This is a genomic window from Photobacterium sp. HL06 (assembly GCF_059552575.1).
This window is the reverse complement of record NZ_CM183914.1, coordinates 616970-643309: the sequence shown is the minus strand read 5'-3', so window position 1 is coordinate 643309 and position 26340 is coordinate 616970. Positions and strand designations below refer to the sequence as shown.

At 50.8% G+C, this 26340-nt stretch carries 13 protein-coding genes, 2 tRNA genes and 3 rRNA genes; 4 read left to right on the top strand and 14 right to left on the bottom strand.

Going from position 1 to position 26340, the window contains the following annotated elements; genetic code table 11:
• The first annotated feature begins 63 nt into the window (after window positions 1-63).
• Window positions 64-1389 carry an amino-acid N-acetyltransferase gene (argA, locus tag AC51G0_RS03155; protein WP_496300638.1) on the top strand — a complete coding sequence of 442 codons (1326 nt, stop codon included), beginning with the start codon at window positions 64-66 and terminating at the stop codon, window positions 1387-1389.
• Window positions 1390-1471: 82 nt separating this feature from the next.
• Here argA and recD read toward each other — a convergent pair whose 3' ends face one another.
• From recD to AC51G0_RS03135, 4 genes are all read right to left on the bottom strand, one after another.
• Entirely contained in the window at window positions 1472-3574 is a 2103-nt protein-coding gene (gene recD, locus AC51G0_RS03150; RefSeq protein ID WP_496300637.1) for an exodeoxyribonuclease V subunit alpha, read from the bottom strand.
• Window positions 3567-7175: an exodeoxyribonuclease V subunit beta gene (gene recB / locus AC51G0_RS03145; RefSeq protein WP_496301859.1), complete on the bottom strand. Its 3609-nt coding sequence runs from the start codon at window positions 7173-7175 to the stop codon at window positions 3567-3569. The genes recD and recB overlap by 8 nt, the downstream gene beginning before the upstream one ends.
• 312 nt (window positions 7176-7487) lie before the next feature.
• Window positions 7488-10937, bottom strand: coding sequence for an exodeoxyribonuclease V subunit gamma (gene recC, locus AC51G0_RS03140; RefSeq protein ID WP_496300636.1), 3450 nt, complete (start codon window positions 10935-10937; stop codon window positions 7488-7490).
• A gap of 144 nt (window positions 10938-11081) precedes the next feature.
• Window positions 11082-12059 carry a TDT family transporter gene (locus tag AC51G0_RS03135; RefSeq protein ID WP_496300635.1) on the bottom strand — a complete coding sequence of 326 codons (978 nt, stop codon included), beginning with the start codon at window positions 12057-12059 and terminating at the stop codon, window positions 11082-11084.
• 142 nt (window positions 12060-12201) lie between these two features.
• On the opposite strand from AC51G0_RS03135, the gene AC51G0_RS03130 reads away from it, so the two are divergent.
• Window positions 12202-13089 (top strand): LysR substrate-binding domain-containing protein, encoded by an 888-nt coding sequence (locus tag AC51G0_RS03130; RefSeq protein WP_496300634.1) that lies wholly within the window; start codon window positions 12202-12204, stop codon window positions 13087-13089.
• A 21-nt stretch (window positions 13090-13110) separates the two neighbouring features.
• Here AC51G0_RS03130 and AC51G0_RS03125 read toward each other — a convergent pair whose 3' ends face one another.
• Window positions 13111-13797, bottom strand: a complete 687-nt coding sequence (locus AC51G0_RS03125) for a DNA-3-methyladenine glycosylase I (RefSeq protein WP_496301858.1) — start codon at window positions 13795-13797, stop codon at window positions 13111-13113.
• A gap of 83 nt (window positions 13798-13880) precedes the next feature.
• On the opposite strand from AC51G0_RS03125, the gene AC51G0_RS03120 reads away from it, so the two are divergent.
• A complete protein-coding gene (locus AC51G0_RS03120; protein WP_496300633.1) occupies window positions 13881-14180 on the top strand; it encodes a YebG family protein in 300 nt (99 codons plus the stop codon).
• Between the two features lie 240 nt (window positions 14181-14420).
• Window positions 14421-15452 carry a 2,3,4,5-tetrahydropyridine-2,6-dicarboxylate N-succinyltransferase gene (gene dapD / locus AC51G0_RS03115; RefSeq protein WP_496300632.1) on the top strand — a complete coding sequence of 344 codons (1032 nt, stop codon included), beginning with the start codon at window positions 14421-14423 and terminating at the stop codon, window positions 15450-15452.
• 56 nt (window positions 15453-15508) lie between these two features.
• On the opposite strand, the gene AC51G0_RS03110 is transcribed toward dapD, so the two are convergent.
• The 9 genes from AC51G0_RS03110 to AC51G0_RS03070 all read right to left on the bottom strand — a co-directional run bounded on the left by AC51G0_RS03110 (window position 15509) and on the right by AC51G0_RS03070 (window position 26233).
• On the bottom strand, window positions 15509-15835 hold the full coding sequence (locus AC51G0_RS03110) for a DUF2799 domain-containing protein (RefSeq protein ID WP_496300631.1): 327 nt from the start codon (window positions 15833-15835) through the stop codon (window positions 15509-15511).
• Between the two features lie 64 nt (window positions 15836-15899).
• Window positions 15900-17096: a multidrug effflux MFS transporter gene (locus tag AC51G0_RS03105; protein ID WP_496300630.1), complete on the bottom strand. Its 1197-nt coding sequence runs from the start codon at window positions 17094-17096 to the stop codon at window positions 15900-15902.
• Window positions 17097-17362: 266 nt separating this feature from the next.
• Window positions 17363-17662 (bottom strand): hypothetical protein, encoded by a 300-nt coding sequence (locus AC51G0_RS03100; RefSeq protein ID WP_496300629.1) that lies wholly within the window; start codon window positions 17660-17662, stop codon window positions 17363-17365.
• A gap of 169 nt (window positions 17663-17831) precedes the next feature.
• Window positions 17832-20390, bottom strand: a complete 2559-nt coding sequence (locus tag AC51G0_RS03095) for an FG-GAP repeat domain-containing protein (protein ID WP_496300628.1) — start codon at window positions 20388-20390, stop codon at window positions 17832-17834.
• A 414-nt stretch (window positions 20391-20804) separates the two neighbouring features.
• Window positions 20805-20881 (bottom strand) — tRNA-Asp (locus AC51G0_RS03090).
• A gap of 94 nt (window positions 20882-20975) precedes the next feature.
• A 5S ribosomal RNA gene (gene rrf / locus AC51G0_RS03085) occupies window positions 20976-21091 on the bottom strand.
• Window positions 21092-21332: 241 nt separating this feature from the next.
• Window positions 21333-24224 (bottom strand): 23S ribosomal RNA (locus AC51G0_RS03080).
• A 281-nt stretch (window positions 24225-24505) separates the two neighbouring features.
• Window positions 24506-24581, bottom strand: a tRNA-Glu gene (locus AC51G0_RS03075).
• Between the two features lie 99 nt (window positions 24582-24680).
• Window positions 24681-26233 (bottom strand): 16S ribosomal RNA (locus AC51G0_RS03070).
• The 16S, 23S and 5S rRNA genes sit together here with 2 tRNA genes alongside, the layout of an rRNA operon.
• Window positions 26234-26340 lie beyond the last annotated feature (107 nt).

Genomic DNA, 26340 nt, shown 5'->3' with positions numbered 1-26340 from the left:
TCATTGATAGATGGTGGTTAGCAAGCCGACAAATAACCGAATAATAAACATGGATGTATCACAGTGAAGCTGAGAAGTACTGATCTGGTCAAAGGATTTCGCCAATCCGCACCTTATATGAATGCCCACAGTGGCAAAACCATTATTATCATGCTGGGTGGCGAAGCTATTGCCCACAGCAATTTTTCCCATATCGTCAATGATATCGCCTTGTTGAATAGCCTCGGCCTGCGTATCGTCGTGGTCTATGGTGCCCGTCCGCAGATCTCCCAGCTACTCAACTCCCAGGGCTATTCAAGCCCTTACCATAAGGGCGTTCGCGTAACCGATGAACGTACGCTTGAGCTGGCGAAACAGGCAGCCGGCCAGCTGCAACTCGATATCACCGCCCGTTTTTCCATGGGCCTCAACAACACTCCGATGGCAGGTTCACAGATCAACGTTGTCAGCGGCAATTTTATTATCGCCCAGCCGCTGGGTATTGATGACGGGATCGACTATTACCACAGTGGCCGGATCCGCCGTATTGATATCGAAGGGATCCACCGTCAGCTTGATCAACATGCCATTGTATTATTAGGCCCGGTTGCCAGCTCGGTCACCGGGGAATGCTTCAACCTCACCTCGGAAGAGGTCGCCACCCAGCTAGCGGTAAAATTGAAAGCCGATAAGCTGATAGGCTTTTGCTCCGAGCAAGGGGTTCTTGAGGAAGATGGCACTGCTGCCTCCGAGATGCTGCCCAACGAAGCAGAGCATGCCCTGCAGCAGCTGATCGATCGCAACGCCGATGACTGCGGTACCGGCCGTTTTCTCCGTGGCGCCATTAGTGCCTGCCGCGCAGGTGTGCCGCGCAGCCACTTGATCAGTTACAAAGAAGACGGCGCCCTGATCCAGGAGCTGTTCTCTTTTGACGGTATCGGTACGCAGATCGTCATGGCCAGTGCAGAAAAAGTCCGCAGAGCCGGCATTGATGACATCGGCGGGATCCTGGAGTTAATCCGCCCGCTGGAGCAAGATGGCATTCTGGTGCGTCGTTCTCGCGAGCAGCTAGAGCAAGAAATTGAGCAGTTCACCATAATTGAACGTGACAGCCTGATCATCGGCTGTGCGGCCTTATACCCATTTGCAGAAGAAAAGATAGCCGAAATGGCCTGTGTCGCAGTACATCCTGACTATCGCGATGGTGACCGTGGTGCCCTGCTACTGAGCAGGCTACGCCAGCAGGCCAAAGAACAAGGGCTGAAACATATCTTCGTTCTGACAACCCGCAGCCTGCACTGGTTCCGTGAACAAGGATTCTACGAGTCCAGCGTTGAGCAACTGCCGATGGCAAAGAAAGCCCTGTATAACTTCCAGCGTCGCTCGAAGATCTTAGTTCTCGATTTATAACCCCCGCTCCAACAAAAAGAGTCAGCACCTGCTGACTCTTTTCATCGTTGGAATAACACCTGCCTTTAGCCTGGCGAATGTTTTATCCGAGCAATTTGGCTAAACCACTGGCTCGTTCCGTTCGTAATCGAACGGATCGGTTAACCACATCTTGCGGCGCAAACAAATAAAGTTTCTCTTTCGCCCGGGTTACCCCGGTATAGATTAATTCCCGGGTCAGTATCGGGCTAAACTCAGCTGGCAGTACCATCAGGGTATCGGCAAACTCGGATCCCTGCGATTTATGGATGGTCATGGCATAAACCGTTTCATGTTCGGGGATCCGGCTTGGCAGTACCCCTCGAATAGAGCCATCCGGCATATCAAAATAAACTCGCAGGCGGTGCTGCCCGGTTTGGGGATCCGGCTCGGGATCCAACATCGCAATTCCGATATCACCATTGTACAAACCGAGGCCATGATCATTGCGGGTGATCATCACCGGTCGACCAATATACCAAGTCTCATCACCCGGATTAATTTTACCGAGCCGTGCCAGTGCACGTTCAATTCGCTGGTTCAGTCCAACGACACCAAAATCCCCTTCTCGCACTGCACATAACAAACGAACACTGGCAAAGGCTTTTAGTATCTCGGCAGGGGATTGCTTGCTGTCAATCGCATCAAGATAATCACGATAAAACGTCACCGCCATATTGATCATGCTCTGGTAGCTATCGGTATTGAGCGGATAATGGTTAATATCCTTATAGCCCTGCTGCCATACTTTCTCAACCTGGTAAGGCTGGCCGGCATTAATCGCCTTTGCCAGTTGGCCGATCCCGGATTGAGCATGAAAGCGGTAGCTCTTGCGCAGCATACATAAGCTATCGGCCACGGCAGCGGCGGTTTCGCCCTGCCCTGCCGCAAGTTGGTAGCCGGTCAGCTTGCTCAGCAACTGGCCCTGCGACTGGCTATAGCCCTGCTCGGCAAAAGAGCAGATATCACCGAGTACCGCCCCCGCTTCCACCGAGGCCAGCTGATCACGATCGCCCAATAAAATCAGCTTGGCATGAGGCGGCATCGCATCAAGCAAACGTGCCATCATTGGCAAATCCACCATCGAGGCTTCATCAACCACCAACACATCCAAGTGCAGCGGGTTATCGCGATGGTGACGAAACTCGACCCGGTTCGGAATCGACCCCAGCAGACGGTGAATCGTACTGGACTGGGTAGGAATATGATCTTTGACTATTTTCTCAACCGCCAGAGATTGCACCGCGGCACCAATCGACTCGGTCAGGCGTGCCGCCGCCTTGCCGGTAGGCGCCACCAGCTTAATCGTCGGGACCTCAAGCTCACCTTCGCCGCTGGCCTGCAGCGCCTGGGTCACCAAAGCCGCCAGCAACTTCGCCACAGTGGTCGTTTTACCGGTTCCCGGGCCTCCCGAGATCACCGCAAACTGGCGGGTCAGCGCAACCGCTGCCGCCACTTTCTGCCAATTCAGGCAAGCTGAATTTGGCACCAAGGTATTCAACGGTGCCAGATCGCCAGCACGGGTAGCCACCGTCAGCACCTGATCAATAGCAACCCAATCTAGCTGCTCAGGGGCAACGACATCCAGCTTGTCACAGACTTCCTGGCGGCGCACCTCAGGGGCATCCGGCTGCGATTTTTCGCCTTTTCTCAATTGCTGCAATGCCTGATAAAGATAGGTGTAGCTACGGGCAAACAACTCATCGAGCTTGGCAGCCATCTGCTCCGGCTGGATAGCAGATACTTGTTGGTCGGCCAATGAGGCCAGCTCCAGTCTCGAAGCGACGGTCTGCTCAAATTGCCAATAACGGTTGAGGTACAAACGGCCGTGTGCAAGCACTAAAGGGGTCGCCTCACTACCATTGGACACGGCAACCGAAGACGACAGCAAAGCATCCCATTGCGCCAGCTCTGGCAAGCCTTCCATCAGCTGCTGGCTATGCTCGGCATTTAAGCCAAACAAGTGCCCGGTATCGAGCTGTGCTAAAGGCAGGCAGACATGCCCGCGCCCCAGCTCGGCGCTGGCCAACGCCGCCGCCATTGTCACCAGCTGACAGAGGTTTGCACCATCTGAAGCTGCCACCGTGGTTGAGATAAACTTGGCAAACTGATAATCCAACGGACGGAGTACACCCTGCCGAGTCAATAATTCAAGCCGTTTAAGCATCAAGGTGTTCTCCGTCAATCAGGGTTTCCAGTTCAGTCAGTAGTTCCAGGCTCGGACGTGCATTGAAAATACCGCTGTTGCTGTCCGATCTTACGCCACGCAGGAACAGGTAATAGACCCCGCCAAAGTGCTGCTCGTAGTCGTAATTGGCCTTACGGCTTTTGAGGAAGCGATGCAAGGCCAGTGCATAAAGCTGATACTGCAGATCGTACCGGTGCTCGCCCATTGCCTGCTCAAGCTTCTCCCCACGGTAAACATCAGGATCATCCCCCAGATGGTTCGACTTCCAATCCAATACGTAATAGCGCCCCTGGTGCTCAAATACCAGGTCAATAAAGCCCTTTAGCATGCCGCTGACCGTGGCAAAGCCCAGCTCCCCGGCACGGGCCGAGAGTGGATCATGGCGGGCAATGACCTTGTTCAGCAGCGGTGCCGACAGCACGTTGATCGGCAGCATGAACTCCATCTCGGTCAGGCGCTGCACGGCTGGAATATTACCCAGCAGCAAAGCATCACTATCGAGTGGGCAGCTCAGCACATCACGGATCATGGTTTGCAGTACCGGCAGCCATTCTTCGTCATAATTTTCCAACCGCAGCAGTTCCAAGATTTTATCTCGGGTCGCTTCACTCTCGACAGGCTCGGTGAATTCAATTTCTTCAAACAAGGTATGCAGGAAGGTTCCCGGCCTAGCGCCGCGCGGAAAAGTATAAATTGAACGCTCCGGCTCTATCAGCTCCCCCTCTTCACTATCGCTGTCGGATGAAGAATCGGTATCAAACCCCGGAAGCTCAAACGAGGCATCATGATTGTGGTGCCCCTGCTTCACTAAACCGGAATAACTGGTGATCCACCAACTACGTTCTATCTTGGCCGTAAATTCAGACGCCGCCAGCTCAGGCTGTTCACCTTCCACGGGGAGCCATGGCGAATCAGGCAACGCCGGCGGCGGTATAATAGCCATCGCCGATGACACGGATGTGAGTCGAGACAAAGCGGTGTCCAAATCTGCTACGCCGCCTTCCTGGCCGTCCTGAACCAGCCAGCCAATCGCGGCATTATGCAATCCTGTCGGCTCTTTACGGCTCAAGCCATTACGCAGTGGTGCCATCCCGATATAACAGCCATACACCGCACGGGTTAGGGCCACATAAATCAGACGCAGATCTTCAGCCAGGCGCTCTTTCTCGGCCAGCTCCATACTTTCTTCTTGCTCGGTAACATCCAGCACGGCCTGCTGAGTTTGATCGTCATGGAACAGAGCTATCCCTGCAGTACGGTAACCACAGACAAACGGCAGGAATACGATGTCATATTCTAGCCCTTTGGATTTATGGATAGTGACTATCTGAACCAGGTTACGATCCGACTCCAGCCGTAACTGCTGATCGTCAGCATTGCCGTTTGGCTCTTCAATATGCTCAGCCAGCCAGCGGATCAGGCCATGATCGCTATCTAACGTCTGGCTGGCCTGTTGCAGCAGCTCACCGATATGCAGGATATCGGTCAGACGACGTTCCCCACCATTTTCAGTCAGCAGCCGCTCTGCTACCCGGCGGCTTGCCAGCACATGGCGCAACATCGGCAGCACACCCCGGCTTTGCCACAGCTTGCGGTATTCACGAAATTCCGCAACATGCTGTTCCCACTTGTCTTCATCGACATTGAGCTCATCTAGCTGACGGGCACTGAGCGCAAACAATCCAGAAGCCAGTGCAGCCCTTAGGCCTCTTTCGTCCTCCGGCACCAATACCGCGACGAGCAGGCGCTGGATGTCGCTCGCTTCGGTACAGGCAAAAACACTGTCACGGTTCGACAGATAGACACTGGCGATCCCCTGATCTGCCAATGCCTGGCGGATCATCGCCCCTTCTGTTCCGGTTCGAACCAGCACCGAGACATCGCCAGCCTGTATCGGCTTGGTTTTCTCGCCATCCACCAGCAGCGCTTCCCCTTGCTGTGACAACGTCAGGATTTTTTGGATCTCCGCCGCCGTCGCGGCCGCCATCACCTGATTGTAATCGCCTTTTTTCACCGGCTCGTCGGCATCCTGACGCCAGAAACTCAAGGCAGGCTGTTTTGTCCCGGCCAGTTGCCAGCTACGGCTGGCCGCTTTCGGGCTATGTTTGACCGGCAGGAAGGTGATGTCCTGATCATAAATAAACGGTCGTTGCGGCTGCTGGAAAATACAGTTCACCGCTTCCACCATTTCAGCCGTCGAACGCCAGTTGGTCCCTAGGGTGTAATGGGCCTTCACTTGGCGACGGGCCTGGATGTAAGTAAAGATATCTGCACCGCGGAAGGCGTAAATCGCCTGCTTCGGATCCCCGATCATAAACAGGCCGCAGGCGGACTCTGCCGACAATGCCTCAGCGCCACCTTCTGTATGCTGAACTTCACCATATACGGTATTAAAAATGCTGTATTGCAGCGGATCGGTATCCTGGAACTCATCAATCATTGCGACCGGAAACTGGCTGCGGATCCGAGCTGCCAGGCTACCTTCAGTGTCATTGGCCAATGCCGCGGCCAGCTGGGTTAGCAGATCATCGAACGACAGCCAACCTTTGCGCCGCTTCGCCTCGGCCAGCAGCTGACGGCATTCTTTTATCGCATGTGCCAGCAGGGGATCTTTGACATTGGGCTTATTGGCCAACAAGGTTCCAATAGCAGCAAACACCGGATGCTCAGGTGGAGCGCCTTTACTGGTCTTATCCAGCAGTACTTGCTGGTCAAACTTCTCCAGTGCCTTTGGCAGCTTGTACCCCGTGGTCTCCTGCTCTGCCCATGCACCGACTTCCGCCAGCGCTTTTGGCAGGCTGGTTTTGGTATAGCTGCGTTTGTTGACCCCGGAGCTGGCAATCAAATCCTGAAAATCGGCGGCATCAGCCCGCCATAGCCGCTTTACATGCTCAATGCGCTCAATATTGTCATCATGGACCTGCTGCAGCGATCCTTTCAGCTCCGGCGCGCGAATTACCACTTCGGCACCAGAGAGAAAAATATTGATCTCCCTTAGCAACGTGCCCGGCGATGACCAGATACTACGTACTTCGCCTGCCAGCGTACGCGGCAGCGGATAAAAGTTACGGCGCCAATAGTCGGCAACCACCTGTGCTCTCAGGTGGCTCTCTTCGGTGACAAACTCATTGTCAAACAGGCTACCGGACTCAAAGGCATTCTGGGTAAGCATCCGCTGGCAGAAACCATGAATGGTAAAGATGGCCGCCTCGTCCATTTGCCGCTCAGCCTGCAGCAGGATCGCTGCCGCCGCTTTGTGATCGAGCAGATCATCCAGCAAAGGTTTGATCACCGGATCTTCACTGAAACCACGGCTAAAAGCCAGTCGTGCATCGTGGATACGGCGCCGAATACGGTCACGCAGCTCAGCCGTCGCCGCTTCGGTGAAGGTTACGACCAGGATCTGATCAACGGTCAGCTCCCGCGGAAAGCAATTGCCACTATCGCCGTGGCCAAGCAGCAGACGCAGATATAGGCTGGCTATAGTAAAGGTTTTTCCGGTACCGGCCGATGCCTCTATCAGGCGGTTGCCATGAAGGGGGAACGTCATTGGCTGCAGATCCTGAGGCTCCGCCAGCATGATGGTGTGGCCGGTATCGGCCTGCTCAGGCGATTTTTGTTGTTGGGTCATAGGATGCGCGAATTCCTGTTGTTGATCGAAACACTGTCCGAACAAAATAATTTTTTGTGATCAGGCACTAATTCAAATGAATATATCGAATTAACTGACTATTTTATCTATTGATATGAGAGATATTTCACGGTTTCCCCCAGAGCCATTCGTTACTATCCGCGTCACGAAATCTGGTCTACCTCTGGACCTGTGGCCGTACAGCGAACACCCTACAAATAAAAATGATTTGCTGGCGGCCACGCTACATCTCTCCTGATATTAGCCGTCTTCTTCCACAGCCCTTAAATGCAGCAACGCAGGTTTTAGCAATTGCCCTGCCCATAACTGGAGATCGGAAGCTAAAACATCGTTCCATTCAGGCCAAACCCGGTTGATGTAGGCGTTGGTTCCTTCGCCTTCGAACATATAGCCACCATTAAAGGCTTCGGCCATTTTTGCTTTGGCTTTGTCTAGGGTTTTCTCATCGTCATACCAGTTGCCCTTCTTATCCTGGCAGGCCTGAAGGCCAGCGAGTACGGTGCGCGGGAAATAAGGCAGTGGCTGGGTCAACCCCTGATAATACGCCTCCACCAGCGCAGTCAGCTGAGTGCGGGCATACTCTGGGCTAACGGGATCCAATGTGTAGTGGGCATCGACACCAACCAGATGAGTCTGACTCGATGGTACGACCAAGGCCTGGCAAAGGTGATCAATCCAGCCCTGCAGAATATCCTGCGCCCGGACTTTACCCGGACGGTAACGCACCAGGCCACTATGAAAATAGTGCTTTAGCCAGCCCTGAAGCTGGATCTGGGACCCGGCAACCTGCAAGGATTGATCAACTTCGGTATCCGGCAGCGGTTTCTCCATCAACCCGGCGATTTTGTCTGCCAGTTTTTCAATCTGAACCCGCTCTTCCACCAGCTCCAGTTCACCAAACTCGGCCAGCGGCAACCCGCCTGACGCCTGCTGGTACTCAGCAAAGCGCTCGAACACCGCCTCTTTGCTGGTGTCACCACAGTTATAACTATCAAGGAAGGTCGCCAATAGATCACTGCGAAGCTGGAAACGGCTCAGGCCATCAAGCACAAACGGCTCGTCATCTTCCATTGCCCCTTTGGCCGATTCAAAAAAGACTTTAAGGCGGCGGTTGAAGAAATACTGTACCGGCAAGCGCCAAAAACGGGTTAGCTCGGCCAGTTCAAGTACCGGTTCCATTCCGGCTTCAACAGGCTCGGCATCTAACGGCTGATCCTGGAATACTTCTGCACAGACCTGCTCGCGGTTTGCCGCCGGCAACCACTCAGCAGCGAAACTCGGCGCCGCCCCCTGAAATGCCTGCGGGCTAAACGGTACCAGCGGATGACTATGGATCAGCGACTGCTCAAGGCGTGTAGCAGAGTGATCGACGGTTAACGCTTCATCGCCCTCTAGCATGTAACCTTGCTGGCAATATTCCAGCAGCTCGCTAACCAAGACCGACGGCATTTTTTCACTGTTATCCTGGATCGAGCGGCCAACATAGCTGATGTACAAGGTTTCCTGCGCTGACTGTATCGCCTCAAGGAACAGGTAGCGATCATCATCACGGCGAGAACGGTCACCGTATTTCCCCCGCCCGGCCATCAGGTCAAAGCCTTCAGGGGGAATAGATCGCGGATACACCCCATCATTCATCCCCAGCAGGCACACGACCTTGAACGGGATCGATCGCATCGGCATCAGAGTACAGAAGTTCACCTGGCCGGCCAGGAAACGCTGGCTGACCCGCTCTCCGGACAACTTATCATTGAGGTAACCTCTCAGCACCGCCGGACTAATATCAACAGCATAACCGGCATCATCCAACTGCTGCTCCAGCTGCTGCAACTTATCACGGATCATCCGCAGCACCATCTCACCGTCGGTATCAACCGCAAAGAAATCATCCAGCAGCTGATTCAATACTCCAATCCACGCCTCCACTGGCTGTGGCCGGGCCAGCTGCTGACGGTAATGCATCAACATTTCGATGAATAACCCAAGCTGGCCAGCCAGCTCGGCATCCATTCCCTGCACTTCATCGTAGGCCAATACGCCCTGGTACAAGCCGGAGCCCTGCGGCATAGCATAGCCGAGCAACATTCGCTGCAGGCCAAATAGCCAGGTATTCTGTTGCTGCTCAGGCAGCTGGAATTCGCTCGCGGTTTCCCCGTCGAGCCCCCAGCGGATCCCGACTTCTTCAATCCAGTGCTTAATGCACTCAAAGCGCTCGCTATCGAAGCCAAACTTCAACATGACGGCCGGCACTTCCAGCAGCTCCAGCAATTCAGACGCCTGGCAACGGCTTTCCGGCAGGCTCAGCAGTCGCAGGAAGGCCAGCAGCACCGGGTTTTCCTGATCCGCACTACGGTCTGAAATCGAGAATGGGATGTAACGCTCGCCCGGCGCATTGCCGAACACGGCCTGAATGTATGGGCTATAGCAGTTGATGTCGGCTACCATCACCACAATATCGCGTGGTGACAATTCAGGGTTGTCTGCGAGCATCGCCAATAAGTTGTCATGCAGCACTTCAACTTCACGCATCGGTGAATGGCAGGCATGGATCGCCAGCGACTTATCCTGCGCCGATACTGCCAGCTTATGGTGACTGGATTCAGTCAGCTCATCATTGATCCGATCTTCAAGGTTAAGGATATCGGCCTGGATTGAGTGCAGCAGAGAATCTGGCTCAATATCGACAAATGCTTCGACATCATAGGCTTCCATCTCTGACAATAAATACAGGTTATCGCGCCCCAGCTTACCCAATGAAGCCAGCAGGGTATTACCGACCGCACCTTCATGAGTGTCATCTACCAGATTATCTTCGATGTCACCTTTGAGCGGGGAAATAACTTCGCCACGCTCACTGTGATCAATACACCATTGCAGCTGTTGGCGCTGCTTAGCGGCCAGCCGAGCCAGATATTTTCGATCCCGTACTTCCCCCCAGTAGTGACGGCAAGGGTTAGTAAACATCAGGTGGACATCGATATGCTTGCCCAGGGCCGCCAACGCATCCAGGTAACGTGGTGGCAGTGCTGAAATACCAAAGACAAACAATCGTTTCGGCAGCCCCTCGGGCAGCGGTGCGCCACTTTGCAAATAGCCTTCAAGCGTCTCAATAAAGTTGTCATACAGGTTGGCACGATGGTACGGCGACTGATCAAGCCCCAGGGTATGATCATAGAGCGCCTGCCATAGCAGTGGTTGCCACGGATGGTCAGCCGTCAATTCCGGGTCAACCTGATCAGATTCCCAAGCTTGGATCCACTCCGGGCGATATACCAAATACTGGTCGAAAATATCTGCAATCTTTTCTGCCAGCTGGTAGCTTTTCACCTGTTGGTCGTCATCACTCAGGTAGCGCGCCAGTGGTTCAAATTCTGGTTTATCAAGCTGCTTCGGTAATACCTGCATCAGCTTCCAGGTCATGGCTTCTTTATTGAAGGCACTGCGTTGCGGTACATCGCTGAGCACCTCAGTAAACATATTCCAGATAAAGGTCGCCGGTAGCGGAAATTCAAGGTTGGCGGCAATACCAAGGGACTTGGCCAGCTCCAGTTTCAACCACTGCGACATACCCGGGCTTTGAACCAGGATTTGCTCCTGCTCAAACGGGTTGTCCAGCGGATCGAGGCGGATAAGTTCAACCAGAAGGGACTTCAGCAGATCCAGTTGGTTTGAGTGATAGACAGTAAACACGCAGATATCTCACGAACAGAGAAAATTACAACGATTGTCTACCAATAGGCTACTTGCTGCAAACAAAAAGGCCCGGCGATCCGTCATTTTACAGGGCGAAAATTCCGGGCAAGATACTCACATCAAAAAGCGTAGAAATGCTATTTACATCCCCTGTAGCTGTAGGTTAAGTAATTGGGTTATTGGACGATAATGAGCGAGATAGCGCAAAGCGACATAGCTCACCACCGCTGTTGCCATGTACAACTCAATAGTGGCAAGCATATGGACTTGATCGACATAATGCGCGGCGAAACCAAAATCCCCCATCCATGTCGCCACTTTGAACAAAGCCGTCACGCTGATCACCATCGGGAAGGTAAAAGCCGCGTACCCGGGGCTAAATGGCAAGCGAAGCAGGCGATAAAAAGCCACATAAATCACAAAGGTCATCAGCACCGCTACCCCTGCCAATAGGCCAATCACAACCGGTGAAGGCTCTTGCACTACAGTCAGGTAACCGGTCAGTGACAGGCTGGCCGGTGCCGCCATAATGGCAATCGTCGGTTTGGCCGCATCAGGAATCTCATGGCTAAAGATCAAGCGATAGATCATCACAGGCAGCATCACAGCATAAACCGCCATGCCAAAATACAACAATCCTTCCGCCAATGGACGCAGGACGCCACCAGGGAAAGCGACATCGGCCACAATGATACCGATAGGTGGAACAAACCAACTTGGCACCATGTGGTGGATCTTAAAATCAATCGCTCGGTGGTAAGCAAACAACACCAGGAAAATCAGGTGCAGGATCACCGCAAACAACCAAATCGCCTGCCCCATATAGGGGGCAAACTGGCCCACCGCTTTCGACACCACCATAATCCCCATGGCAAAGGTGGGAACGACACTGCCCGCCACAGGATGCATCAGATCATTCCACAGCAGTTTAGGATGACAAAGAAACTTGAGCAGCAACACAAATAACAAAACCGAGGCAATCGCCGCCCCTGTCAGTTGACCGTAACCGTTCAGCTCGGCACCGTTTTCCCAACTCCAGCCAAGGCTGGCGATCCCTAGCGCCAAACCCGCCATTGGGGTCGGTGCGCCTGCGATTTTGTTCTTAGTTGCCTTAATCATCTAATCCACTCCGTTTTCTGCTGCCTGATAGCTGGCAAAAACACTTTTTTCTGAACACCCGGTGAGTGTATAGAACCATGATCGTTTATAATATTTGAATATTTTTAAATTCAGTTTAAATAATACTGAACAAAGGAAAGACATGAATATTGCACTCAAACAGCTCAGAGTCTTTGTTACCGTTGCCCAGGAGCGGACAATCACAGCGGCCGCCGAGAAGCTCTTTCTCTCCAAACCAGCGGTCAGCATGGCACTGTCCGAGCTGGAAAAGCATCTAGAACACAAGCTGTTTGATCGCAACAACAACCGCCTGATCATCAACGAGCAAGGAAAACGCTTGCTTCCCTTGGCCGATGAACTGCTGGCACGCAGCAATGACATTGAGCAACTGTTTGATCAGGCGGGCCCGATTACCGGCAAGCTGAAAATCGGCTCCAGCGATACCGTCGGCAACCAAGTCACTCCTTTTTTGCTTCGTGACTTTCGCCACGCCAGCAAGCATGTTGACCAATGCCTGTTCATTTCCAATACCGCCCAGATCTGCCATAAATTAAGTGAATTTGAGCTCGATGTCGGCTTGGTCGAAGGTAAAGTGCAGCAACCTGATCTGGTTGTGCAGCCCTGGCTGAACGATGAAATGGTAGTAGCATGCCATCCCGATCACCCCTTAACCAAGGTAGGCAATCTAAGTTTGTCGGATCTGGAACATTCACAATGGATTTTGCGGGAGCCGGGATCAGGCACCCGGGAGTTTTTCCTCAACCGAATAGCACCAAGGTTGGAGGAGTGGCAACAAGCCTTTGAGCTCAATACCACCGAGGCCATCATCAATTGTGCAACGGCAGGGCTGGGGATCACCTGCCTGTCGCGCCTGGCGGTTGAGCATGCCGTGAAGGATCATCGACTGGTGATCCTCAACTTGCCGTTGGATATGCACCGCCAATACTGGCTGCTCTACCACAAGGAAAAGTATCAGAGCCCGCTGCTCAAGCTGTTTCTGGATTTTTGCCAGCAGTGGACACTGAGCTAAGCCGATCGAGCTAGCAATTGCCTAAAGACGATTGTCGCCGAGACTAAAAGCAATGATCTGGCTGATCTGGCACAGCGGGCGGCCTGTTTCCTGTTGCCAGTCGCTAAACGCCTGCTGGGTGGCCTGCAAAGATTTCTGGGTATCACGGCCGCCATCAATCACTCCCGTATTACGCAGATAAGCTTCAACATCGTGGCTCAGAATAAAGGTATCTTTACCCATAATCCTCAATGTATACGGCCCGGTATTACCACCGAGGCGCTTTCCGTGTTTTTTCAGGTAGCGCCATAAGCCGGTAATATCGTCTGCCGGCCAGTCGGCCACCATCGCCGCAAATGAACCATGCTCCAATGCTGCATCATGGATCATGTGGGCATTTTCAGGAATTGTCATCACCTTGCCTAAATGGCGAATGATCGCCGGATCGGTCGCTTTGCGTTCCCACATTTCCGTTGGCATCAGCAGCATTTTCTCGATATTAAAACCGAAAAAAACCTCTTCGAAGTTTGGCCATTTATTACGGACAACTTTCCAGCTCATCCCCGACTGGAAGACCTTCTGGGTAAACGCAGCCAGCCAACGGTCATCAGGAATTTCCTTTATTTCCTGAGCGCTTAAAGGAGTCGCCAACAGGCTTTCCAACTCGGCGTCTCCACCTTTTCTTTCGGCTGCTCGGGCATAAATATGGGTAAATTTTTCTTGCACCATCACATTAACACGCTTATCACTGGACATAGCCCTTTATGCTACTGTATAAACAGCCAGTAAATCAATTTCGGGAGAGGGTGACCATGGCTGTTATCGTCAAATATGTGGTTGAGCGCAACGGAGAAGAAAAGATGACTTTCACCTCTAAGTCCGAAGCCGACGCATACGACAAGATGCTGGATATGGCTGACGAGATGTTTACTTTGCTAGGCGAAAGTGAACTGTTCGAAGATGAAGCCAAGCAAGAAGAGCTATCGCTGTTCTTGGCGCAAAAACGTGAAGAAGTACTGATCGCACTGGGTGCCAAAAAGAAAGCGGCACCAAAAAAGAAAGCGGCGAAACCTGAAGCTGTTGCTGAGCAGCCGCAGGAAGATGCGGCGTAATCTTTGCTGTCGACAACTTCTACATGAATAAACCTCCATGCTGGAGGTTTTTTTATGCATGAAACTATACAAGCTAATTGTTAACCGCCTTGCTTTGGCAATAATTTCGTCATTTTTCACTGATTATCTACTCCCCCCTTCAATATCATGCCAACTGTCATTATGATAGTTTCAATCGTATACAATCTGCCTGCATTGCGGCGCAGAGCTCAACAATTTTGACATGGAGAACGATCACTAATGGCCAGCTTTTCACTTGCCCTAGGTACAGCGACTAAAAACCGTGACGGTAAAATCATTGAAGCTTTCTTCCCAACACCTGCTCTGGCTCCATCAGATGAGCTGATCGCAGCGGTAGCCACTGTTGTTGACTACAAAGAAGGCAACCAGGCCATTGAAGTCACTCCGGCTCAGTGTGCTGATCTGGCGGCGGCATTCACCGCTGCAGGTGATGAAAAAAGTGCCCAGTTTGCCACCAAGGCTACCCAGTCGACACAACCATTGGTCATCGTGGTTCTGGCTACTGATGAAGCACCAACCTCCGTTGCTGAAGGCTTCCTAAAGCTGCAACTGATCTCTAACCGCCTAGTCAAACCTCACGGTATTGTTTTAGACGGTATCTTCGGCCTGCTGCACAACATCGCCTGGACAAGCCAAGGACCAATTGATCTGCCAGAGTTAGCCGATCGCCAAATCGAAGCGCGCCTGAACGGCGAAGTGCTGACAGTAGATTGTGTAGACAAGTTCCCGAAAATGGTCGACTACGTGGTTCCTGCCGGTGTACGTATTGCTGATACCTCCCGTGTCCGTCTTGGCGCGCACGTGGGTGAAGGTACAACCGTTATGCACGAAGGCTTCATCAACTTCAACGCAGGTACTGCAGGTGTAAGCATGGTTGAAGGCCGCATCTCTGCTGGCGTAATGGTCGGCGAAGGTTCTGACATTGGTGGCGGCGCCTCTATCATGGGTACCCTAAGCGGCGGCGGTAAAGTGGTTGTCTCTATCGGCGAAAACAGCCTGCTGGGTGCGAACGCTGGTCTTGGTTTCCCTCTTGGTGACCGCTGTACGATTGAGTCAGGCCTATACGTTACTGCAGGCTCTAAAGTGCGTATGCTAGATTCTGAAGGCAAAGAAGTTGAAGTGGTTAAAGCCCGCGATCTTGCCGGTAAACCTGATCTACTATTCCGCCGCAACTCGGTAACGGGCCAGATTGAATGCCTGACCAACAAAACCGCGGTAGAACTAAACAGCGAGCTACACAGCAACAACTAAGCTTGCATCACTGCACCGCATAAAAAAGGCTGCCTCCTGGCAGCCTTATACCCAAACTAGTAGCCCCTATCAATCAGTCCATAGCTACCTTGATTGCTGTTACACTCATCCGGATACTCGGGATTGATAACAGTTCCGACATTTTTCTTGCCCGAGCAGTACTCAAACCGCCCTTGCAGGTATCCTGCCCGGTATTTTTCATATTCGGTTTCAGTCATAGCGCCTTGCTTATTCAAGCGCTTTTGATCCCACTCTCGATAACCTTGCTCACCATGATAGGTCCCTAGCTGTCCCCATTCTTTCTGTTGTGACAACTGGGCTTCATACTGGCTTGTACAGGCAGCCAAAACGATAGCGGCAGCCAGAAAAATTAACTTCGGCATAATGTAGTCCACCCTAAATTAGCTGCCTTAAGTATGGCCTAAATTTCAGGCACTACTATCGGGCTTAATTTAACGCTGCTACTGCTTCCCGACCACTTTCACTACGCGATCCATAATATACCAATACCAATCCAACACCGGCAGCCATTAGCATCACCCCACCCAGGTGCCATGCCTGGCTTATTCCTAACTTGAGTAAGGCACTGCTGATCAGCGAGGCAAAAACCATCTGGCAGGCTCCTGACAATGCAGACACCGTCCCCGCCTTATCGCCATAAGGCACCAGCAGCAGTGACTGCGCGCAAGGAAAGGCCATCCCATTGGCCATCGCCAGCAAGAAATGACCAGTACTCATCCAGACAGGCTCTATCGGTGCCAGGATCAATACAATGCCAGCCAGAAAGTGAAGCACAGGTGCGAGCTGCAATATTTTTTGCGTCCCCAAGGCAGGCCGCAGGCGCTGACACACCAGGCCACCACTCAATAAACCAAATGCAGGGATCGTCGCCCACAGTGCGTACTCATCAGAAGACATTCCAATCTGCACCTGCATGATAAACGGCATCAAGGAGATCGAAATAACCACCAGCGAAAAATTGACCCAACCGAGGCCAGCAAAGGTGAGGAAATGCCTTTCCTGCATCAGAGAAAAATAGGAGCTTACCAACTTACCAACAGACTGGGGTTTTGATGATGTATTGAGTGTTTCTTTGAATGTCAGTAGCAATACCAGCCATATCAAGGTGATATAAGCCAACAGCAGGATAAAGACCGCTAACCACCCCGAATAGTGGTTCACGATACCACCAATAACAGGCGCCACAATTGGCGTAAAGGCAGCAACAATTGCGACCCAGGTCATCGCCTTGACTAAGTGATTACTTAGGTAGCTATCCCGGATCGTTGCTCTGGCAAGCACTGCAACACTTCCGGCTCCGAGCCCCTGGACAAACCGCCCGGCCAGCAACCAATCGAACGAGTCCGCATGCGTGACTGCTAGTGTCAGTCCGAACAAGGCAATAAGTAAACCAGAAAGTAAGACAGGACGACGGCCAAACACATCAGACATCGGGCCGTAAATAAGCTGGGAAGGGCCAAAACCAAGCAAATAACCAGAAACCAATAACTGTGCCTGCTCTGAACTGATCCCCAGATCTTGTGCGATCCATGGCAGGGAAGGAAAAATCAACCCTAAGCTAAGTTGACCAATACTAACAATCAGACATGCCAGCAACAGCGGCTTCCAGTTAAATTGACTCATACTTCTCCTCTTATAAACCACGCCGTGCCCCTGAATAACTTTTCAGGGGCTATTTCTATTATGCACGTTATGTTGAAAACGATAAGCAGCGTGGAATTAAGGGATTATTTCCCATGGGGAAATAGTAATACCAATCGGGATAAGTAAGTGTTCAGATAATTGCGCAGGCAAAATCAGCAAGAATGATCAGATACTTATGCTGATTGGTATAATAGCTACTCAGTGATCACCTGAGTAGCTAACTATCGATAGGGCAAAAACGGGGATTACTTATTGATGGTATAAGTAAACGGATTAGAGAAAGAAAACTTACTACCGCAGGTGCTGACCCGCCCCTGCTTCATCGCAACAAGTACTTCCTTCTGAACTCGAATGAGCGAAAAGAAACGGACAACCATAAAGACAATAAACACCGGCATGATGATTTGGGTGATCGGGGCGGACTGCACGACCAAGTCATTCACTAGCCAAAGCGCCAGCATTACTAACATGGTGTATAAGGAATGCGGCTTCAGGACAATGGTCACCTTCTCGGCAGACTCCGTGCGCTCAAAGAAAAATGTCATGGTTAACTCTCATCGTATCGAACTAATGTGGCTAACCCTCTCATAACTGGCCACTTGATGACAAGTAGAGCGCAATGGGTTAGTTCAAAGAGTTGTAAATGGGTGTGTCAGGTTGGGCTAAGGTGTTGAAATGAAAATGGCAGCCGGAGCTGCCATTGGTTCTGCTTTGTTATTGAACTGGTGTATTCAAGTACGTAACAAAACCATCATCTCCCATCATGACAACATCCATATGGCCATCCCCATTAAAGTCTCCCATAAACTGTTGGCTTCTCCCACTTAAAGGAGTATCACTGAAAACAGTTTGCTCAAAGAACATCTCATTCCCTTGATTGGTATAGGTATGATAAACCTCTTCACTTCCGACATCAGTCAATGGTTGCATGACTAAAATATCCTGAAAACCATCGTTATTAAAGTCTGCAGTGACACCCGTTAAGCCATTAATACCAACAGATTGACCAATTTGAAAGTGGCCTTCTCCATCATTGACATATAGCTGATTCGAAAGTTTCGAGCCATCACCAGACTCAAACTGAATTTGGGTAGCAAACAGATCAATATCCCCATCATTATCAAAATCAGCAGCTAAAAGGTTAACTTTAGGGTCTAAATGGCGTGAGCCATTTGCATTACCTTTGAGGCCAACATTAATTGAAACCGACTGAACTAATTTATCAAAATCACCTTTACCATTATTGATCAGAACTTCTCCAGCGGCATGATATGCTCCACCAGTAATAATATCGGGTGCCTTGTCACCATTTACATCAGCAACTGTAAACGCATTAGATTGTTGCGCTGTAAGTCTTTGCTGACCTTGTTCAAATACCCCTTTGCCATTATTGGTAAAAATACGAAGGTCTGCGTTCATAAAGCTTAAAGACGTTACGAGATCCAAGTCACCGTCACCGTCTATATCACTGAACTTCGCATCAGCTTCTTGTAAGTAAGGAACATTGAACTTTTGGCCAGGAGAAAAGTGGCCATTATTATTGAAATAGACTTGGTGGAAATGTGGTTCTGAGCTATTTGAATCAGCACCATCCATAATGAGTAAATCATTATCGCCATCACCATCGATATCAGCCGCAATAACCTTCCATGCCTCGCCCCACTCAATCAGTAAAGATGGCTTTGAAAGTTGACCTGTCCCATCATTTTCAAGGTAATAAATATTTGCACTGGGCCCTGGATAAACGACGTCCAGATCTCCATCATTGTCCATATCAATTAGAGCCAGTGAATTATGATCCTCTGCGGATGCTTCGATGAATTGATTTTTTTGGTAATTTCCCATTTCAGGGACATCACTTTCTTCTAAATAAATCACTTTATTTACAATAGAAAGAGCCTCTATCGCCAATGATGTGTTTTCAGTTAATGCCCCGTGTTCAGCCTTAATATCATATTCACCTGCAACTAAGTGGGCTTTAATCGAACCGGTATTATATTGCTCGCCTGTCAGGCCAATAAGTTTGTCGTCCACATACACCTTCACACCAATGGCAGGCTGAAGGTTCTGATCAAATACGTTTAGCATCAGAGTACCCAACACACGGCCTGTAACCATACTTTCGCGTTTCAGCTCAAGCTTACAGCCCAGTGTCTGGTTTAGTTCAACGTTAATCGAGGTATTACAGCTGGCGAATGGTGTCGAGTTAAATTGCTCGGATGCCTCGCTCACTTTATGGAACGCCAAATAAGCAGTAACCTTGTCCTGACCACCCGTTTCAAACAGCTCACTCGCTTTGTAGACACCGTTTTCATCACGTACTGTCAGTACCTTTTCCTGTGCTGGGACATTATCACCAGCCAGACGAACAATCAGTGCCAACTCCTGAGCTGATCCTACTTCTTGTACAACTTCGGCAGGAACCGTAAAGGTAAATGTTCCCTGGTCTTTCAGCGGCGTCAGGTTGAGGTTCACATCTGCCTGAAGTGGAATAAGATCCATTTTCGCATCTTCACCCTCAACTAAGTTGACGGTCGTGTCGTGATCGTCGTTCTTACCTACCATCAAGTCACCGTCATAAAGGCGCATTGATAATTGGTATTCTCCCGGGTCGACATTTAACAGAATTTGAGCGACACCGGTTTCTTTATTAATACTGAAGACTTGCTCAGCCTTACCATTGATTGATAAGCCAAACTGCGGCTGAGACAGCCCCGCAATCTCTTCGGGTAACAACTCAAATTTCAACGTAGATACATACTGAACCTCATCGAAATCAATAATGGTTTTACCCAGGTTCGGCTCCAATACAAAATCAATTTCGGGAGTTTCACCATCTACAATTTCTTGTCCTAACGCCTTAGCGACATACTGACGCTCATTCCGGCTCAAAATTAGGATAAAGTCATAATCACCCGGCTTCAGTGTCAACGCCCGATGAGAAACAACAATACCATCTGCTTTTTGAGTCACAGGCCAGTCAAACTGTTGCTCTTCGCCATTTAGGATATTAGTCACTTTCATCTGACCGTTATAACGAAGATCAGTATTGGCACTTTTAACGACAGGTACTTGTGAATAGGCCACAGGGGCAGGAGCTTGAGCAGTCTCCGTGCCGATACTCTGCAAATACGTTGCCGCAAACTCCGTATTTACGACAACCTGATTGTCAACCTCCAAGCCTTTATCGGTTGTATCGCTTCCTTCGCCACAACCGATAAGAAGTAAGCTAAGTACAGCACTACCTAACCACTGTTTTTTAGTTTTATGCATAGTTATTCTTGCTCTAAAGATAAATACAAATGTGCAATAGCGCACATAAAAATAAATGCACGAGAAACTATCACAATTACTATTAAAACAATAGCTTATGAACAAAAAAGTAGCATTTTAGTGCTTTATTATTGCCATTCTTCAACTTATATATCAAGAACTAGAGCAAATGGGCATTATTGACATACTAAGCAACAATGAGGCACAACGAATAGAAGTGAAAATGTATTCATGACAAGATGAAAGGCAGCGGCCGAAGGGCTCTTCGGGAACGTTAATTGCAAAAAAGCCTCGCCTTTCGGCGGTGACGCCCAGTCCGAGATCGCACACGACCGGGACTCATTCGACCGAAGGGCAAACTTAAACCTACAGATGTAAAAAAGCCCAAGTCTTTCGACTTGGGCTTAGTATAAGTGGCGGAGCGGACGGGACTCGAACCCGCGACCCCCGGCGTGACAGGCCGGTATTCTAACCAACTGAACTACCGCTCCACTCAATTCTGAGCAACAAATAAAGTCTTATGGTCGCTGCTTTATTTGTTTTTGCTTTCATCTTTTTCTTAAAAAGATGAAAACCTATGTTAAAGCCTGGCGATGTCCTACTCTCACATGGGGAGACCCCACACTACCATCGGCGCTATTACGTTTCACTACTGAGTTCGGCATGGGATCAGGTGGGTCCATAATGCTATGGTCGCCAAGCAAATTCTTTTGAATACATTCCGCTGGCTATAAAGCCCGTTAGCTGTGTTAAGTTGCTCTCTCGCTCAGTCATTTAGCAGGCTAAACTCCTTCGCTCGACTCACAACTTGTCTTGCTATCGAACTTTATCCCGGCGCTACCTTAGGTAGGCGGAATATCTTCATAATCTGGGAAAGTTAACTAGTGTTCTCGCGCTTACATTCAAGCGTTCGTGGAGTCCAAAAAACCCCTTGGGTGTTGTATGGTTAAGCCTCACGGGCAATTAGTACAGGTTAGCTCAATGCCTCGCAGCACTTACACACCCTGCCTATCTACGTCGTAGTCTCCAACAACCCTTTAGGATACTTATAGTATCAGGGATGACTCATCTCAGGGCTCGCTTCGCGCTTAGATGCTTTCAGCGCTTATCGATTCCGAACTTAGCTACCGGGCAATGCTACTGGCGTAACAACCCGAACACCAGAGGTTCGTCCACTCCGGTCCTCTCGTACTAGGAGCAGCCCCCTTCAATCATCCAACGCCCACGGCAGATAGGGACCGAACTGTCTCACGACGTTCTAAACCCAGCTCGCGTACCACTTTAAATGGCGAACAGCCATACCCTTGGGACCGACTTCAGCCCCAGGATGTGATGAGCCGACATCGAGGTGCCAAACACCGCCGTCGATATGAACTCTTGGGCGGTATCAGCCTGTTATCCCCGGAGTACCTTTTATCCGTTGAGCGATGGCCCTTCCATTCAGAACCACCGGATCACTATGACCTGCTTTCGCACCTGCTCGAATTGTCATTCTCGCAGTCAAGCGGGCTTATGCCATTGCACTAACCTCACGATGTCCGACCGTGATTAGCCCACCTTCGTGCTCCTCCGTTACTCTTTGGGAGGAGACCGCCCCAGTCAAACTACCCACCAGGCACTGTCCGCACCCCCGATAAGGGGGCGACGTTAGAACATCAACACTACAAGGGTGGTATTTCAAGGACGGCTCCACCATATCTAGCGACATGGTTTCAAAGCCTCCCACCTATCCTACACATGTAGGGTCAATGTTCAGTGCCAAGCTGTAGTAAAGGTTCACGGGGTCTTTCCGTCTAGCCGCGGGTACACAGCATCTTCACTGCGATTTCAATTTCACTGAGTCTCGGGTGGAGACAGCGTGGCCATCATTACGCCATTCGTGCAGGTCGGAACTTACCCGACAAGGAATTTCGCTACCTTAGGACCGTTATAGTTACGGCCGCCGTTTACCGGGGCTTCGATCAAGAGCTTCGACCGAAGTCTAACCCCATCAATTAACCTTCCGGCACCGGGCAGGCGTCACACCGTATACGTCATCTTTCGATTTTGCACAGTGCTGTGTTTTTAATAAACAGTTGCAGCCACCTGGTATCTGCGACTCCCAGTAGCTCCATCCGCAAGGGACTTCACCGCCAGGAGCGTACCTTCTCCCGAAGTTACGGTACCATTTTGCCTAGTTCCTTCACCCGAGTTCTCTCAAGCGCCTTGGTATTCTCTACCTGATCACCTGTGTCGGTTTGGGGTACGATTGCTTACAACCTATCGCTTAGAGGCTTTTCCCGGAAGCATGGCATCAATGACTTCACCGCCGTAGCGGCTCGACATCGGGTCTCAGCCTTAAGTATTCCCGGATTTACCTAAGAATACAGCCTACACCCTTGAACCAGGACAACCGTCGCCTGGCCCACCTAGCCTTCTCCGTCCCCCCATCGCAGTTATAAGCAGTACAGGAATATTAACCTGTTTCCCATCGACTACGCCTTTCGGCCTCGCCTTAGGGGTCGACTTACCCTGCCCCGATTAACGTTGGACAGGAACCCTTGATCTTCCGGCGAGGGAGTTTTTCACTCCCTTTATCGTTACTCATGTCAGCATTCGCACTTCTGATACCTCCAGCAAACCTTACGATTCACCTTCAACGGCTTACAGAACGCTCCCCTACCCAATGCAGTAAACTGCATTGCCGCAGCTTCGGTGTATAGCTTAGCCCCGTTAAATCTTCCGCGCAGGCCGACTCGACCAGTGAGCTATTACGCTTTCTTTAAATGATGGCTGCTTCTAAGCCAACATCCTGGCTGTCTGAGCCTTCCCACATCGTTTCCCACTTAGCTATAACTTTGGGACCTTAGCTGGCGGTCTGGGTTGTTTCCCTCTCCACGACGGACGTTAGCACCCGCCGTGTGTCTCCCGGATAGTACTTACTGGTATTCGGAGTTTGCAAAGGGTTGGTAAGTCGGGATGACCCCCTAGCCTTAACAGTGCTCTACCCCCAGTAGTATTCGTCCGAGGCGCTACCTAAATAGCTTTCGGGGAGAACCAGCTATCTCCAGGTTTGATTGGCCTTTCACCCCTAGCCACAAGTCATCCGCTAATTTTTCAACATTAGTCGGTTCGGTCCTCCAGTAAGTGTTACCTCACCTTCAACCTGCCCATGGCTAGATCACCTGGTTTCGGGTCTAATCCTAGCAACTTATGCGCCCAGTTAAGACTCGGTTTCCCTACGGCTCCCCTATACGGTTAACCTTGCTACTAAAATTAAGTCGCTGACCCATTATACAAAAGGTACGCAGTCACACCACGAAGGTGCTCCTACTGCTTGTACGTACACGGTTTCAGGTTCTATTTCACTCCCCTCACAGGGGTTCTTTTCGCCTTTCCCTCACGGTACTGGTTCACTATCGGTCAGTCAGGAGTATTTAGCCTTGGAGGATGGTCCCCCCATGTTCAGACAGGATATCACGTGTCCCGTCCTACTCGATTTCACTAAAAGCGCGCTGTCGGCTACGGGGCTATCACCCTTTACTGCTGTGCTTTCCAGCACATTCGCCTAACATGCAACTAGCTTAAGGGCTAATCCGGTTTCGCTCGCCGCTACTGCCGGAATCTCGGTTGATTTCTATTCCTCGGGGTACTTAGATGTTTCAGTTCCCCCGGTTCGCCTCGCTACGCTATGTATTCACGTAGCGATACTGGCTTATGCCAGTGGGTTTCCCCATTCGGAAATCCCAGTCTCAAGTGGCTTTTACTGCCTAAACTGGGCTTATCGCAAGTTAATACGTCCTTCATCGCCTCTGACTGCCAAGGCATCCACCGTGTACGCTTAGTCACTTAACCATACAACCCCAAGAGGTCTGTATGTTCAAACAACCAAGGTTTGTGTCTCTCCTTCTCTACATGAAAGAGCAGGGAGACATTGGTTTTTCGCCGGACTCTACACAAGACACTTGAATGTGTTTGCTTGAGAACTCGTTTCATCTCTCGATGAAACATTTTAATTCAATTGTAAAAATTGAATTTACTAGTCAGCTTTCCAGATTGTTAAAGAGCATGTGTTTCGTGATCTCCGAAGAGATTGAACCACTTTCTAACAACATTCTCAGAATGTGTTTAGAAAGTGGCGTCCCGTAGGGGAGTCGAACCCCTGTTACCGCCGTGAAAGGGCGGTGTCCTAGGCCTCTAGACGAACGGGACTAAGTATTTCTGGCTAACGTTGCTGGGCAACGCTAGCGCTCTTTTACATTTCGACCAAGCAATCTGTGTGGACACTGCATAAAACAGCAAGTCTTTAGGTAAGGAGGTGATCCAGCCCCAGGTTCCCCTAGGGCTACCTTGTTACGACTTCACCCCAGTCATGAACCACACCGTGGTAAACGCCCTCCCGAAGGTTAAGCTATCTACTTCTGGTGCAGCCCACTCCCATGGTGTGACGGGCGGTGTGTACAAGGCCCGGGAACGTATTCACCGTAGCATTCTGATCTACGATTACTAGCGATTCCGACTTCATGGAGTCGAGTTGCAGACTCCAATCCGGACTACGACGTACTTTGTGGGATTCGCTCACCATCGCTGGTTGGCAGCCCTCTGTATACGCCATTGTAGCACGTGTGTAGCCCTACTCGTAAGGGCCATGATGACTTGACGTCGTCCCCACCTTCCTCCGGTTTATCACCGGCAGTCTCCCTGGAGTTCCCGCCATTACGCGCTGGCAAACAAGGATAGGGGTTGCGCTCGTTGCGGGACTTAACCCAACATTTCACAACACGAGCTGACGACAGCCATGCAGCACCTGTCTCAGAGTTCCCGAAGGCACGAAACCATCTCTGGTAACTTCTCTGGATGTCAAGAGTAGGTAAGGTTCTTCGCGTTGCATCGAATTAAACCACATGCTCCACCGCTTGTGCGGGCCCCCGTCAATTCATTTGAGTTTTAATCTTGCGACCGTACTCCCCAGGCGGTCTACTTAACGCGTTAGCTCCGAAAGCCACGGCTCAAGGCCACAACCTCCAAGTAGACATCGTTTACGGCGTGGACTACCAGGGTATCTAATCCTGTTTGCTCCCCACGCTTTCGCATCTGAGCGTCAGTCTTTGTCCAGGGGGCCGCCTTCGCCACCGGTATTCCTTCAGATCTCTACGCATTTCACCGCTACACCTGAAATTCTACCCCCCTCTACAAGACTCTAGTCTGCCAGTTCAAAATGCTGTTCCGAGGTTGAGCCCCGGGCTTTCACATCTTGCTTAACAGACCGCCTGCATGCGCTTTACGCCCAGTAATTCCGATTAACGCTCGCACCCTCCGTATTACCGCGGCTGCTGGCACGGAGTTAGCCGGTGCTTCTTCTGTCGCTAACGTCAAGGCATGCAGCTATTAACTACACACCCTTCCTCACGACTGAAAGTACTTTACAACCCGAAGGCCTTCTTCATACACGCGGCATGGCTGCATCAGGGTTTCCCCCATTGTGCAATATTCCCCACTGCTGCCTCCCGTAGGAGTCTGGACCGTGTCTCAGTTCCAGTGTGGCTGATCATCCTCTCAGACCAGCTAGGGATCGTTGCCTTGGTGAGCCGTTACCCCACCAACAAGCTAATCCCACCTGGGCTAATCTTAGCGCGAGAGGCCCGAAGGTCCCCCTCTTTGGCCCGTAGGCATTATGCGGTATTAGCTATCGTTTCCAATAGTTATCCCCCACACTAAGGCATATTCCCAGGCATTACTCACCCGTCCGCCGCTCGCCGCCCTTAACATCCCCCGAAGGTTCAGTTAAGTCGCTGCCGCTCGACTTGCATGTGTTAGGCCTGCCGCCAGCGTTCAATCTGAGCCATGATCAAACTCTTCAATTAAAGTTTTGTTGGTCTTTCGACCGGCTCAATGAATACTGATTGAGTTCCTAGTGACTAGAAGCTAGTTCCTAGAAGCTCGAATTGACTGTGCCGATATTTCTATCGTT